Source organism: Bacillus sp. NP157, from assembly GCA_018889975.1.
Taxonomy (GTDB): Bacteria; Pseudomonadota; Gammaproteobacteria; order Xanthomonadales; family Rhodanobacteraceae; genus Luteibacter.
Genome location: CP076546.1, coordinates 4,108,143 through 4,122,456, shown reverse-complemented (window position 1 = coordinate 4,122,456; position 14,314 = coordinate 4,108,143). Strand labels below are relative to the sequence as shown.

The window sequence follows — 14,314 nt, the reverse complement described above, 5'->3', positions numbered from 1 at the left end:
GCGATGACTACGGATGACACCCATGCAAGTGTGGATCGGACGCGACGGCGAGCGGTTTGGCCCTTATCCCGAGGACGACATCCGGCAAGGGCTGCGCGATGGCACCTACCGCACGGATGAGCTCGGCTGGCATGAGGGCATGGTCGACTGGCGCCCCCTGGGCGAACTGTTCCCGGACGACCGCCCCGCGGCTGCCACCTTCAGTGCGGAGCCGCCGCCCGCGCCGCCCGCCCCGCCCCCGTTCATGGGCTACGTCGACGACGTGGTGCAGCCGGAATACGCCGGCTTCTGGCTGCGCTTCGGCGCGTGGGTGATCGACTACATCATCATCACCATTCCTGCGACCTTCATTGCCATGGCGATGGGCTTCCAGCACGCCATCACCACGCTGTTCGCCCAGCTGGAAACCGACCAGGCGGCGGCGATGGCGCAGTACATGGAAGAAGTGCGGCCGATCAGCTATGTCGTGCTGGTCATCGGCTTTGCGTACTACGTGCTGTTCGAAGCGTCGAAATGGCAGGCCACGCCGGGCAAGCTGGCCGTGGGCATCCGCGTGACCAACACCGAAGGCCAGCGCCTCACCATGAGCCGCGCGCTCGGCCGCAACCTCATCCGGCTGGCCAATGCCGTGCCGTTCATCGCGGTGTTCCTGCCGCTGGTGTTCTACGTCACCGCGGCGTTCTCCGAACGCAAGCAGGGCATCCACGACATGCTGGCCGGCACCTACGTGCTGACGGGGCGCGCCGACGCCCGCGCTCCCGTTGCCCCACGCAACGGCACGGGCGGCAGCTTCGACGCCTGACGCCATCCACCGGCCGGCCGCCTGGCCGGCTGGGCTGCCGTGCTTGCTATCATCGGCGGTCCCGGCCCGACGTTCCGGCCGGCTGAGCAACGCACAGGACAGACATGCAGAGCATCGAACAACGTATCGCCCTGGACATCGCCGCGAAGCCCGAACAGGTGCGCGCAGCGGTGGATCTCCTCGATGGCGGCGCCACCGTGCCGTTCATCGCCCGCTACCGCAAGGAAGTGACCGGCGGCCTCGACGATACCCAGTTGCGGCTTCTCGAAGAGCGCCTGCGCTACCTGCGCGAGCTGGAAGACCGCCGCGCCGCCATCCTCGACAGCATCGTCGAGCAGGGCAAGATGACCGACAGCCTGAAGGCCGACATCCTCACCGCGGATACCAAGGCGCGCCTGGAAGACCTTTACCTGCCGTACAAGCCGCGCCGCCGCACCAAGGCGCAGATCGCCCGCGAGGCTGGCCTGGAGCCGCTGGCGCTGGGCCTGCGCGACGATCCGACGCAAACCCCTGAAGACCTCGCCGCCGGCTTCGTCGACGCCGAGAAGGGCGTGGCCGACACCAAGGCCGCGCTGGACGGCGCCCGCGCGATCCTGATGGAAACCATCGCAGAAGACGCGGCGCTGGTCGGCGAGCTTCGCGACTGGCTGTGGGAAAAGGGCCAGATCCGCGCCGTGGTCGTCGCCGGCAAGGAAAACGAAGGCGCGAAGTTCCGCGATTATTTCGACCACACCGAAGCGGTTTCGAAGATCCCCTCGCACCGCCTGCTCGCGCTGATGCGTGCGCGTAACGAAGGCGTGCTCGAGATCGACCTCAACCCCGCGCTGGATGCCGAGCAGGGCCACGCCGAAGGCGAAGGCCGCGTCGCGGCGCGCGCAGGCATCATCAACAAGGGCCGCGCGGCCGATGCATGGCTGCGCGAAACCGTGCGCCTGACCTGGCGCGTGAAGCTGCACCTGCACCTGACCCTGGACCTGTTCGGCCGCGTGCGCGAAGGCGCCGAAGACGAAGCGATCCGCGTGTTCGGCGACAACCTGAAAGACCTGCTGCTGGCCGCCCCGGCGGGAGCGAAGACGGTCATGGGCCTGGATCCGGGCATCCGCACGGGTTGCAAGCTGGCCATCGTCGACGCCACGGGCAAGCTGCTGGCCTACGACACCATCTATCCGCACGAGCCGCGCAACCAGTGGGACCAGTCCATCGCGCGCATCGCGCAGCTGAGCAAGCAGCACGGCGTCAACCTGATGGCGATCGGCAACGGCACCGCGTCGCGTGAAACCGACAAGCTGGCGGGCGAAGTCATCCGCAAGCATCCGGAACTCGCGCTCGCCAAGGTCGTGGTGAGCGAAGCGGGTGCGTCGGTGTACTCCGCCTCGGAAATGGCCGCGAAGGAATTCCCGGACGTCGACGTGTCGATCCGCGGTGCCGTCTCGATTGCGCGCCGCCTGCAGGATCCGCTCGCCGAACTGGTGAAGATCGAGCCGAAGGCCATCGGCGTGGGCCAGTACCAGCACGACGTGAACCAGGTGAAGCTGGCCCGCGCGCTCGATGCGCGCGTGGAAGACTGCGTGAACGCCGTGGGCGTGGACGTCAACACCGCCTCCGCCCCGCTGCTGTCGCGCGTCGCCGGCCTCTCCTCCAGCGTGGCCGAGAACGTGGTGAAGCATCGCGACGCCAACGGCCCGTTCGGCAGCCGCAAGGAGCTGTTGAAGGTGCCGCGCCTGGGCGACAAGGCCTTCGAACAGTGCGCCGGCTTCCTGCGCATCAGCAGCGGCAGCAATCCGCTCGATGCCAGCTCGGTGCATCCCGAGGCTTACCCGGTGATTGAGCGAATCCTCAAGCAGTGCGGTCGCGAAGTGAAGCAGGTCATCGGCGACACGGCCTTCCTGCGCGGCCTCAAGGCCGAGGATTTCACCGACGAGACGTTCGGCGTCCCGACCGTCCGCGACATCCTGAAGGAACTCGAGAAGCCGGGCCGCGATCCGCGTCCGGAGTTCATCGCCCCGACCTTCGCCGAAGGCGTGGAAGACCTGAAAGACCTCAAGGTCGGCATGGTGCTGGAAGGCCGCGTCACCAACGTCGCCGCGTTCGGCGCGTTCGTCGACGTGGGCGTCCACCAGGACGGCCTCGTCCACGTGTCGGCGCTGTCGCACACCTTCGTCAAGGATCCGCGCGATGCGGTGAAGGCCGGCGACATCGTCAAGGTCAAGGTCATGGAAGTGGACCTGCCGCGCAAGCGCATCGCCCTGAGCATGCGCCTGGACGACGTGCCCGGCGAAGCCCGCACCGGCCGCCCCGGCGGCCAGCGCGACGAAGCCGGCACCGGCGGCAACCGCCGTGGCCCGGGTGGCGGCGGTGGCAACGGCGGTGGCCGGGGTGCGCCTGCGCCCAAGGCGGCACCGGCGCCGGCGAACAGCGCATTTGCGGATGCTTTTTCGAAAGCTCTCAAGCGCTGACGCCTAAGGGGACGTGGGATCGCGCGCAGCCGCGTTCCCACAAATGCAGCGCGCCCCCCCTGTAGGAGCGCGCCTGCGCGCGATCCGCGTGCCATACACCCCAAACCCTGCAGAAACCCTGCGGCGCCGCAGCATGCGCCGCCGTATGGCTTCCAGTACCGTAACGATTCTCTAACGCCCCACACACGGAGTGATTCCAAATGCGTATTCGCCATCTTGCAGGCGCCATCGGTGCCGCCCTTCTGTTCAGTGCTGGGGCGCACGCCGACGGGTACCAGCAGGTCGTGTCGTTCGGCGACAGCCTGAGCGATAACGGCAACGTCGCGATCCTGTCCGGCTCGCCGGTGATCACCCGCTTCACCACCAACCCGGGCACGGTGGCGGTCGAGAACATCGCGAAGTACTTCAACCTGACCCTGACCCCCTCCCTGCAGGGCGGCACGGACTACGCTTTCGGTGGCGCCCGCGCAGGCGTCGCCAACCCGGTGCCGGCCACCTCGGCACAGATCACCCAGTACCTGACCGCCAACGGCGGCAAGGCTGACCCGAACGCCCTGTACACCATGTGGATCGGCGCCAACGACATCCTGGCCGCGACCAGCAACCCGGCCAATGCCCAGGTGATCGTCGGCACGGCCGCGCAGCAGGAAGTCGGCCAGATCAAGGCCCTCCAGGCCGCCGGCGCCAAGACCATCGTCGTCTTCAACCTGCCGGACATCGGCAAGACCCCGGCCGCCCAGTCGGCGGGCGCCGCCGCGGCGTCGAGCATCTCGTCGCTGTCGCAGCTGTACAACGGCGTGCTCTCCGGTGGCCTGGCCACGGCCAACAAGGGCATCGTGTCGATCGACACCTACTCGCTGCTCAACGAAGTGATCGCCAACCCGGCAGCCTACGGCTTCACCAACGTGACCGTCCCGGCCTGCACCACGGCCAGCTCGATCACCTGCTCGCCGAACACCCTGCGCGACCCGAACGCTGCCAACACCTGGCTGTTCGCCGACGGCATCCACCCGACCACCGCGGCGCACGCCCTGCTCGGCCAGTACGCGATCTCGGTGCTCGAAGCGCCGAAGAAGATCTCGCTGCTGGGTGAAGCCGGCCTGGCCTCCGACGCCGCGCACATGCGCGTGCTGCGCAACCAGATGATCGCCGACAACTTCGGCGCCGATTCGCGCGTGTTCGTGGCGGCCGATTACGGCCAGCAGAAGTACAAGGACACCGACAATTCGCCGAAGACCGACAGCGACAACGTCAACCTGACCATCGGCGCCGATGCACGCATCAGCGACCACGTCAGCGCCGGCGTCGCGCTGGGCCTGACCCAGGCCAACGCCGACTTCCAGGGCGGTGGCGGCTACAAGATGCAGGACGTCGCCGGCACCGGCTACGCCTTCTATCACAACGGTGGCGGCTACGTCGGCGGCTTCGCCAGCTTCGGCCAGCTGAGCTTCACCGACATCGACCGCCGCATCGACCTGGGCACCGCGCGTCGCACCGAAACCGGCAAGACCGACGGTTCGCACGTTGGCGGCGGCCTGACCGGCGGCTGGTGGTTCGGTAGCGAATCGCTGAAGACCGGCCCATTCGCCACGGTCGAGTTCGAGCAGCTGCGCGTGTTCGGTTACACCGAGCGCAACAACACCAGCACGGCGATGACCTTCGGCAAGCAGATCCGCAACGCCCGCATCGAAACCGCCGGCTGGCGCGTGCAGGGTTCGTGGGCCACCGGCAACACCGTGGTCCATCCGTTCGCCGAAGTCGCCTACAACCACGACGGCCGTGCCGACGACCGCTACATCACCGCCGGCCTGACCAACATGAGCGGCAAGTTCGAACTGCAGGGCTTCACGCCCGACAAGAACTGGGTCACGGCCGACGTCGGCATCTCCGCCGACTTCAACCAGAGCTGGAGCGGCTGGGCCAGCTACAGCGGCCGTTTCGGCGACGACACGCAGAAGCTCAACAGCCTGCAGCTCGGCGTAAAGCTCGCGTTCTAAGCAAGACCGCCACGCGCAACAAAAAAACGCCGGCTAGATGCCGGCGTTTTTCTTTGCCGCGGTGGTGGCGCCAGCCTTAGTTCGAATAGCGACCCGGCAGCATGTTGACGCCCGCACTCGGCCACGGGCCGACAGTGCACGCGCTGCCCTGCGTGCTGCAGAAGTTGGTGCGAACCCAGGGGTCGACATTCGCGGGAAACGCGACGTCGGTGGCCTTGCCACTGGTGCAGGCATAGGTCACGGCAACGGCGTTCTGGAAGCCGTTGGCGGGTGCGTCGCCCCAATGCTGCGTCACGTTGTTGCAGTAGAGCAGCGACTGGCCTACCAGCTGCGTGCCGCTGTAGTAGTAATACGCGGTGACTTCGCCAGGGAGCGCCTGCGCCGTGCCCGCGGCGAACAAGCCCGCGACCGCGATCGCCATCATTAGCTTTTTCATACGTGGTTTCCTTTTCGCGGTGGGGTCAGTCGGAATAGAGGCCGTTCTGCAACGTGCCGGCGCCATTCACCGGCCACGGGCCCACTTCGCAAAGGCCGGACTGCGAGCAGAAGTTCGCCTTCGCGGACGGATCGAGTCCAGCGGGGTACGCCACGTGGGTGGTCTCGCCCGAGCTACATGAGAAGGTCACGCTGACCGCGTTGGCGAGGTTGTTCGAACGCGCATCACCCCAATGCTGCTGCACGCCGTTGCAATAAAGAATCGACTGGCCCACGACCTGTGAGCCGCTGTAGAACACGTACGAGTTCACTTTTGAGGGCAATGCTTCCGCCACCTGCGGCAGGGATAGCGCCCCGACGCCAAGCAGGCCAACCAGGCCGGCAACCAACATCTTCATACGTTCACTCCCGACGCGTGCCCCTTGCGGGGCGAATTCCTACGACGACGGTAGCCGCGCTTTATCTCATTTGTCGTAGGAATGTTCTCAAAGTGATGTCAGCGAATGCCCCGCGCGATGCAGGGCATTTCCTACGCAAAATCAGCAAAAAAAAACGCCCCCAGACGGGGGCGTTCTTTTTCGCGCTGCGTACCCGAAGGCCGCGTGGCGTGATTACTTCTTGCCGCCAGCCTTCGAGTACATGGCTTCAGCCTGGCTCTTGAGGCTGTTGGCATCGGCATCGCTGAGGTCTTCGACCTTGCTGCCCGCCTGGTTCTGCTTGAGCACCAGTTCACCGGCGTCGTTCCAGCCTGCGCGCTGGGTCGAGGTCGGCTTGCCGTCCTTGCTCGGCTTCTTTTCCTGCACGATGACCCACGGCTTACCGTTCTTGTAAGCGTAGTTCGTGGAGGTGAAGCCCTTGTCGCCGTAGTCGACCAGCTCGATGATGAACTGGACATCGTTGCCCTTCTTGAAGATCTGCCAGCCGCGCGACTCGCCTTCCTTCAGCGCGGTGCCCTGGGTGACCTTCATGCCGCCGATGTTCTTCTTGACCGACTCGTAGCCGGCAAGCTCCTTCTCGCCCGGCGTGGCTTCGCCGACGAGCTGGATGTTGGCGACGTTCTTCGCGCCCTTGGTCAGCACCGGCGTCTTCAGCGGCGCCGAGTAGTGGCGCTCGCCGTCCTGCAGCGACACTTCGACGATGTACATGTTGTTCGGATTGATGTCCGACGCATTGAAGTCGAGCTGGAACTGCTGCGGCAGCGTGACCGGCGCGATCGACTTCGTGGCGAGCGGCTGCGAACCCTGGGTCGTGACGTCGACCAGCTTGAGCTCGAGCTTCGCGTCCGGCGACAGCTGGGCGCCCGCATCACGCAGGGACACCGTACCGGTGACGTTGTTGGCGGCAGCGGCATCGCCACCGGCGGCGGCCTGCTGGCCGTTGTTGTCCGAACCGCCACCGCAGCCGGCAAGCGCCAGGGCGGTCACGGATGCGAGCGACAAGAAGATCCTGCGCATGGTCGAGCCTCGTATGAAACGGAAAGGGTGTGGATCACGGAAGATACGCAAGCGCATGGCCCGCAAGGACTTCCGGGGGGAACGACGGAGCATACCGGCAAAAACGGCCGTGGAAAAGTCAAGCGGGCAAGGAAATCCGTCTTCCGAAGCGAGATCGGCGTCGCATTTGCCGTTTAGATCGTGGCGACCCGCGTAAGAAGCTGATTTACAACAATAAAAAAGATGCCCGGTCAAAAAAAACGCCACCCGGGGGTGGCGTTTTTCTTTTTCTTACCCTAACCGCGATCAGTAGTCGTAGGTGACACCGAAGCGGAAGTAACGCGGGGTTTCGAACGCGATGGGCACGTTGTACGTCGCGCGCGGGGCACCGGCTTCGCCGGTAGGACCGAGGTACGGGTCAGACTGGGTCTTCTTCTGTTCGTTGAACAGGTTGAAGACTTCGGCCGTGAAGCCGAGGCGACCCTGCGCCCACTCCGGACGGTAGGCCAGCGCAGCCGAGACCTGGTGGGTCATCGGGTTGCGACCCACGTCACCCGGCGACGACGGCTGGCCGTTGCACCAGTGGTACGCGGTGGTGCCGTAGCCTGCGTCGATCTGATCCGGACCGAACGGGCCGTAGCAGTTGCGCGGCGCACCCGACACGATGGCGATGTTGCCCGAGACCTGCCATTCCGGCGTGATCTCGTAAGCACCGTAAGCCTTCAGTGCATGGGTATGGTCGTTGGCCAGCTTGCCGTTCGAGTACACCATCAGCGGGGCGTTATCCCACGCCTGGGTGACCGACGGATCGCTGCGCGTACCGGCATCCGAGTCAACCTGGCCTTCGCTGTTGCCGTAGAGCTTCGAGTAGACGTAGCTCACGTTGCCCCACCACTTGCCTTCACCCTTGTTGCGCTGCAGGTGCAGCTCGAGGGCGTAGTAGTGGCGCTTCAGGTGCGGGAAGCCGAGGTCGGCGTTCGTCGCGTGCAGGCTCTCGTAACCACCATCGCCGTTCGGGGCGAGGAAGGTGTTGGCGCGACCCGGGTTGAACAGGTAGCAGCTGACGCCTGCCGAAGCCAGGTCGATGTTGGAACCGGCTGCGGTGAAGAGCTGCTGCAAGCGGCCCGGCGGATCCTGGTCCGAGGACGTATCGCAATAATCGTCAATCGCGTTGCCGAGCTTGCGGTAGGTTGCCTTCGCACCGTAGACCCAGTTGTCGCCCCAGGCCTTGTCGAAACCGGCGATGAACTCATCCTGGTACTCGGACTTCAGGCCGTGTGCCGTGACGATGTTCGGATCCTTCGCCTGGCCGAACTCGTTGTTAGCCGAGATCTGTGCGCCAGCGCCGCTCGTGGTGTTGAGCGGGGTGAGGCCGGTCGGGTAACCCGTGGCCGGATCGATGCCGGTGTAGCTGTAGTAAACGTTGGTGAGCAGCGAACCCGACGCACCGCGCAGGGCGGGCACGAGCGGCAGCGCGAGGTAGTAACGGCCAGCGTTGGCGTACACCTTGAAGCTGCTGTCGCCATACACGTCCCAGGTACCGCCGAGGCGCGGGGCCCACTGCGGCTTGGTCTGGGTGATGTAGGCTTCGTTGCTGCCGTTGTAGTTGGTGAACTGGTCGTTACGCAGGCCGAGCGAGAGCTTGACCGTATCCGACACCTGCCACTCGTCCTGGATGTACTGCGCGCGCTGGCGGACACGCACGGTGGCGGCCGTCTGCTGGCGGTACTCGGAAACGTAGTACGGGGTGCCAACCGGAGGCGTGACCTGGCCCGCCGCGATCGGGGTGCCCTGCGTCACGGCGCCGTAGCTCCATGCGTAGCCGGCGTTGGCGTAGATCGACTCACCGTCGTTGATGTCGACGCTGTTCTGGTTGTCGATACCGGCCGAGATGGTGTGGTCGCCCAGCACGTACGACAGGTCGACGCGGTAGTTGGTGACCTTGCTCTCGTGGGTCGGGTCAGCGACCGTGAGCAGGTTCTGTGCGTTGGTGATGCCGTTCGGGAAACCGCCGGTGTAGGCCGGGTTCTGGTCTTCCGGACCGAGGATGTCGATCAGGTTCGGATCGGCACTGCCGGCCTGGGTGTACAGCTTGGTGTCCTGCTTGCCGTACTGCGCCGTCAGGGTCAGGCTGTCGGTGAGGTAGCCGGTGTACTTGGCCAGCCACATGGTCTGCTTGGTGTTCGAGACCGTGTCCTGCGACTGGTAATCGCCGCGCGTACGCGTGACGTTATCGAAGCCGTAGATGGAGCCGTTGTAGTCGTGCTTGTAGCTGGCGCCGGTCAGCTCGAGGATGTTGCTGTCGTTGATGTTCCAATCGAACTTGGCATACATCTTCGGATCTTTGTACGTGTACTCCGTGTCGCGGTTCGCCGAAGCGGCGGACACGTTGGAGCCTTCACGCTTGGCACCTTCCACGGCGATGAAGCCGAACAGGGTGTCCTTGATCAGCGGGCCGCCCGCATACGCGGAGTAAACGGCTTCCCAATCCTTGTTGTTGTTGCGATAGCGGTAGGTATTGCCATCGAGGCGCGAGCTCGACGGATACTTCGCATTGATCGGATCGGCCTTGGCGAAATCCGGGGTCCAGAGGATCTGGCCACCGAAGTGGAAATCGTTCGTACCGCGACGACCCACGATGCTGATCACGCCACCGTCGGAACGGCCGTACTGGGCGCCGTAACCACCGGTGAGGATTTCCTGCTGGTCGATCGCGCCATACGGAAGAACCATGCCGCCGTAGCCCGCAACCGGGTCGGTGGTGTTCATACCGTTGATGTAATAGGCGTTTTCGCTGATCGACGAACCGCTAAAGGAGATCAGCGCCTGGCCGGTCGGGCTCGAGAAGCCCGAACCCGTCGCACCCTGGGACACGCCCGGCGCCAGCAGCGCGATCGCTTCAGCCGTACGGCCGAGCGGCAGCTGCTTGAGCTGGGACTGGGTGATGACGGTGCGCGAGTCGACCGAGGAGACGTCGATCGGCGGCAGCGAGGTGCCGACGACGGTCACGCCTTCGAGGTTCGACGCGTTGGCGGCCGAAGCGGCTGCCGCGGCGAACGAGACGTCGGTGCCGGCGTTCACGCGCAGCTCGACATCCTTGCGGGTGTCGACCGTGGCGCCACCCTTCATCAGGTTCACCGTGTAGGCGCCCAGCGGAAGGTTGTTGAACGAGTACTTGCCACGCTCGTCGACCGTGGTGGTGCGGGTGACACCGGTCGGGCTGACGATCTGAACGGTATCGCCAGCTTCAGCGGTACCGAAGATGCCGCCGGTGGTGGCCTGGGCGTAGACCGTGCCGGTCAGGCCCATACCCATCGCCAGCGCGAGCGCCAACGAGGAACGACGCAGGCGCAAGGCCTGCCGGGTGCTGCTAGAACTCATGTGCAAATCTCCCCAGATCGGCCCAACCGGGCCTGAAAACGTGCAAAACCAGCCAAAGGCCAGAAAAAAGTTTCGGCCTTGGGGTGCATGTTTCCGGGGTGATTCGCGAAGGTTCCAACTCCTCCCAGAGTGGCGCCAACGCTCCCCTTGAGACCTGCTCCCAACAAGTCCGACAACGTCGCCCGGGCCAGCCTCTCGCATCCACGAGACGCCCACACGGACTTCGCCGAAGCCGAATCTAGGCGTACCTTGACCACCCTGTCAACAAATTATTTACACCCGTATCTCAACCCGAATGGACATCGATTGCACCGAAATGACACATAAGGGTGAAACTTTCAAGAAAGGAAACAATCACTTGAAAAAAAAGAGCCCCGGCTTGGGGCCGGGGCTACCTGGGGAGTCCATTCGGGTCGTGGCTGTCACGGGTGGGAGCCCGCGCAGCCACTTGTTGTAGTTACTTACGGTTTTTTGCCGTGATCAGAACGAGAAGTCGTAGCGCGCGGTCAGGCGGACGGTACGCGGATCCTGGAAGCTGATCGGACGGCCGTACGAGTTGATGACGCCGGCGTTGTAGGTCGACTCGTGGGTTTCGTTGATGCTCTGCACCTTCTGGCTGTTGGCCACGTTGAGCACGTCGACCTGCAGCAGCAGCTTGTTGTCGAAGTAGTTCGGGCGGTAGCCGACGTTGAGGTCCAGGCGGTAGGTCCACGGCAGGCGACCCTGCGAACCGCGCGGCGTGGCCACGGTGTTGGCACCGGTGACGCCCGTGCCGCTGAAGTCGCAGTAGAAGAACGACGAACCGTAACCCGACGCGTAGTCGTTCGAATCCGGGTACAGGCCGATGCAGTTCTTCGGACGACCCGAGGCGGCCGTGGCCGTCGCACCGAACGACCATTCCGGGGTCAGCTGGTAGTAGCCGTAGGCCTTCAGGTAGTGGCGGCGGTCGTTAGGCAGGTTGCCGTTGGTGTGCTCCATGATTTCCGGGTAGTCCCACGACTGGGTCGCGGAGACGTCGGACTGGCCGATGTCGGACAGCACGGGACCTTCGGTGTTACCGAAGCTGTGCGACAGGGTGTAGTCGACGCGACCGAACCACGTACCGTCGAACGGATGCTCCATGAAGAGGTCCAGGGCGAGGTACTTACGCTCCGGCTTCGGGTAGCCCAGGTCCTTCGCGCTGAGGTGGACCTGCTCGGCCTTGCCGTCGCCATCGACGTCCCAGCTCCAGGTGCCGCCGCGGCCCGGGTTGAACAGGGCGCAGGTGAACAGGAAGTTGAACTCCTTGCCGTTGCGCTCGGCCCAGTCGGCGATCGGACGGTCATCGCAGAAGTCGTCGATGATGTTGCGCAGGCGGCGGTAGGTGACCTTCGCACCCCAGTCGAACGCCGGGGTCAGCTGGTGCTGCATGCCCAGGATGTACTCGTCCTGGAACTGCGGCTTCAGCGTCTGCGAGGCGACGCCCTTCGGATCCTTCGGCTGGCCCAGCTCGTTGTTGGTGGAGTAAGGGGCGCCCAGCGAGGTCAGGCCGGTGGGTGCGCCGTTGGCCGGGTTGATGCCGGTGTAGGTGAAGTACTGGTTGGTGTACAGCGAGGCCGAGGCGCCGCGGATGGCGACGTTGTTCGGCAGCGGCTGGTGGTAGCGGCCGGCGTTGGCGTAGACCTTCAGCGACGAGTCGCCGTAGACGTCCCACGAGGCACCCAGGCGCGGGGCCAGCTGGTGGCGCTGCTTGACGTAAGCCTCGCCGTCGCCGTTGTAGTTGGAGAACTGCTCGTTACGCAGGCCGACCTGGATCATCAGGTTGTCGGTGGCCTGCCAGTTGTCTTCGAGGTACTGGGCGGACTGCTTCACTTCCACCGAGGCGAAGGTGTTGAAGACACGGCGACGGACGTAATAGCCCTGGGTACCGTAGCCGCCGCCGCTGGCCGGGGAGGCCTGGCCATAGACGGTGCTGATCGGGTTGTTCGGACGCGTCGAGCGGCCGTACAGCCAGTACTGCCCACCGGCATAGCCATTGCTGCCCGAGGTGGACTCGAGGTTCTGCTTGTCGATACCGCCGCGCAGGCTGTGGTCGCCCAGGCGGTATTCGATGTCGAAGCGCCAGCCGTGGGTCTTGTCTTCGGCACCCGGCACCGACGGCACGTAGGCCGAGTAGTTCGGGTTGAAGGCCAGGCCGGCCGGGGTCGAGGTGGTCGCGCTGCGCAGCACCTGCGGGTTCGCGCCGTTGGAGCCCGAGGGCGTGATCATGTGGACCTGGTCGCTGCGGCCGTACAGGGCCGTCACGGTCAGGTTGTCGGTGATGTAACCGGTGTACTTGCCGACGTAGACCTCGCCGCCGTCCTTGTAACGCGCGGCGTCGTTCTTGACGTCGCCGTGGGAGTCGGTCGTGTAGTCGTAGGCGTAATCGGCGTACTCGCGCTTGGTCTTGTCCGACAGGCCGGTGACTTCGACGATGTGGTTGTCGGTGATGTTCCAGTCGACCTTGCCCAGCCAGCGCGGCGTGTCGAAGCGGTACTGGTCGTAGGCGGTGGGCTTGCTGGCTTCCACGCTGGCCACGGTGCTGCCTTCCTGGCGGGTGCTTTCACCGGTCAGGTAGAAGAACAGCTTGTCCTTGACCAGCGGGCCGCTGACATAGGCCGACGCGGTTTCGCGCCACGACGTGTTGTTCTCGCGGCGCTGGTACAGGGTGCCGCTTTCCGGGTTGCCGGTCTGCTGGTAGTAGTTGTTCTTGGGATCGCCCTTCAGGCTGCGCGGTTCCCAGCGCAGCTCGGCGCCCACCTTCCACTGGTTGGTGCCGCGCTTGGTCACGATGTTGATCACGCCGCCGGTGGCGCGACCGAATTCCGCGCCATAGCCGCCGGTCAGCACCTGCTCCTGCTCGATCGCGTCGAACGGCAGCGACGAGAAGCCGATCTGGGTCAGCGGGTTGGTCACCGCGTAACCGTTGATGTAGTAGGCGTTGTCCGACACGGCCGAGCCGCCGAAGCTGGGCACGTTGCCGTAGCGCGAGTCGCCGGCGACGGCACCCGGGGTGAGCAGGGCCACCGCCGTGACGTCACGCGGCACCGGGATGCGCTGCAGCTGGTCGGCGGTGAACACGGTGCGCGAGTCGGTCGCGCTGACGTCGATGCTGGGCAGCGCCGAGGCGTTTACCGAGATGCCTTCGAGGTTGCTGGCGGTGGCGGACGTGGCCGCGGCGCCGAGCGCCACTTCCGTGCCCGAACCGATGGTCAGCTGGACGTTGTCGCGGCTGTCGACCACCGCGCCGTCCTTCATCAGGCTGACCTTGTAGCGGCCCACCGGCAGGGACGAGGCGCGGTAGCGACCATCCTTGTCGGCCTGGACCTCGCGGCGCAGGCCGGTGTCCGGGCTTTCCACCACCACCGTGGCATTCGGCGCCGCCGCGCCGAAGATGGTGCCGGTGGCGTTGGACTGGGCATGCACGCCGCCTGCGGCCAGGGACATGCCCATGGCCAGCGCCAGGGTTGACCTGCGCAACATGCGGTTGCCGTTGAACGAAGCGTTATTCACGTAGTTTCCCCGATGGCCGAACGACGGCCCGAAAATTGGCAGCACTTTCCCGCCACGATCGAAGGCGATCGCGGTGGATGACGTACCGTTTGTGACGTGATACCCGTGCACGCTTCCGCCCCGGCGCCTGGCCGGGTCACGTGGCGTGTTTCGGGAATCCCCCTTCCCCTGTGGCGCCGCCTGATGGCGTCGCACGACACCTGTATACGGTGTTCACGGATCTGTAACAACAATGAAAATGCCTAAGAAATTACGTGCTAAGGCAATTACTTACGCCGC

The 14,314-nt window shown here is 65.1% G+C and carries 8 protein-coding genes; 3 read left to right on the top strand and 5 right to left on the bottom strand.

The annotated features are described in order from the left end of the window. Positions 1-22: 22 nt before the first annotated feature. The 3 genes from KPL74_18760 to KPL74_18750 all read left to right on the top strand — a co-directional run bounded on the left by KPL74_18760 (position 23) and on the right by KPL74_18750 (position 5,255). A complete protein-coding gene (locus KPL74_18760) occupies positions 23-802 on the top strand; it encodes an RDD family protein (protein QWT19773.1) in 780 nt (259 codons plus the stop codon). A 104-nt stretch (positions 803-906) separates the two neighbouring features. Then, a complete protein-coding gene (locus KPL74_18755; GenBank protein QWT19772.1) occupies positions 907-3,258 on the top strand; it encodes an RNA-binding transcriptional accessory protein in 2,352 nt (783 codons plus the stop codon). Positions 3,259-3,458: 200 nt separating this feature from the next. Then, entirely contained in the window at positions 3,459-5,255 is a 1,797-nt protein-coding gene (locus KPL74_18750) for an autotransporter domain-containing protein (protein QWT19771.1), read from the top strand. A gap of 76 nt (positions 5,256-5,331) precedes the next feature. On the opposite strand, the gene KPL74_18745 is transcribed toward KPL74_18750, so the two are convergent. The 5 genes from KPL74_18745 to KPL74_18725 all read right to left on the bottom strand — a co-directional run bounded on the left by KPL74_18745 (position 5,332) and on the right by KPL74_18725 (position 14,035). After that, positions 5,332-5,691, bottom strand: coding sequence for a hypothetical protein (locus KPL74_18745; GenBank protein QWT19770.1), 360 nt, complete (start codon positions 5,689-5,691; stop codon positions 5,332-5,334). Positions 5,692-5,716: 25 nt separating this feature from the next. Then, the gene (locus KPL74_18740) at positions 5,717-6,088 is read right to left on the bottom strand and encodes a hypothetical protein (GenBank protein ID QWT19769.1); all 372 of its coding nucleotides are present in this window, start codon (positions 6,086-6,088) and stop codon (positions 5,717-5,719) included. 213 nt (positions 6,089-6,301) lie between these two features. Beyond that, positions 6,302-7,144 (bottom strand): DUF1481 domain-containing protein, encoded by an 843-nt coding sequence (locus KPL74_18735; protein ID QWT19768.1) that lies wholly within the window; start codon positions 7,142-7,144, stop codon positions 6,302-6,304. 285 nt (positions 7,145-7,429) lie between these two features. Continuing rightward, complete coding sequence (locus KPL74_18730) at positions 7,430-10,504, bottom strand: TonB-dependent receptor (protein QWT19767.1); 3,075 nt, start codon at positions 10,502-10,504, stop codon at positions 7,430-7,432. Positions 10,505-10,984: 480 nt separating this feature from the next. Further along, positions 10,985-14,035, bottom strand: coding sequence for a TonB-dependent receptor (locus KPL74_18725; protein QWT19766.1), 3,051 nt, complete (start codon positions 14,033-14,035; stop codon positions 10,985-10,987). Between the last annotated feature and the right edge of the window lie 279 nt (positions 14,036-14,314).

What these genes read in the sequence shown, in the direction of transcription:
- KPL74_18760 (QWT19773.1), top strand. Translation starts at nt 23, where the DNA reads ATGCAAGTGTGGATCGGACGCGACGGCGAGCGGTTTGGCCCTTATCCC.
- KPL74_18755 (QWT19772.1), top strand. Translation starts at nt 907, where the DNA reads ATGCAGAGCATCGAACAACGTATCGCCCTGGACATCGCCGCGAAGCCC.
- KPL74_18750 (QWT19771.1), top strand. Translation starts at nt 3,459, where the DNA reads ATGCGTATTCGCCATCTTGCAGGCGCCATCGGTGCCGCCCTTCTGTTC.
- KPL74_18745 (QWT19770.1), bottom strand. Translation starts at nt 5,691, where the DNA reads ATGAAAAAGCTAATGATGGCGATCGCGGTCGCGGGCTTGTTCGCCGCG.
- KPL74_18740 (QWT19769.1), bottom strand. Translation starts at nt 6,088, where the DNA reads ATGAAGATGTTGGTTGCCGGCCTGGTTGGCCTGCTTGGCGTCGGGGCG.
- KPL74_18735 (QWT19768.1), bottom strand. Translation starts at nt 7,144, where the DNA reads ATGCGCAGGATCTTCTTGTCGCTCGCATCCGTGACCGCCCTGGCGCTT.
- KPL74_18730 (QWT19767.1), bottom strand. Translation starts at nt 10,504, where the DNA reads ATGAGTTCTAGCAGCACCCGGCAGGCCTTGCGCCTGCGTCGTTCCTCG.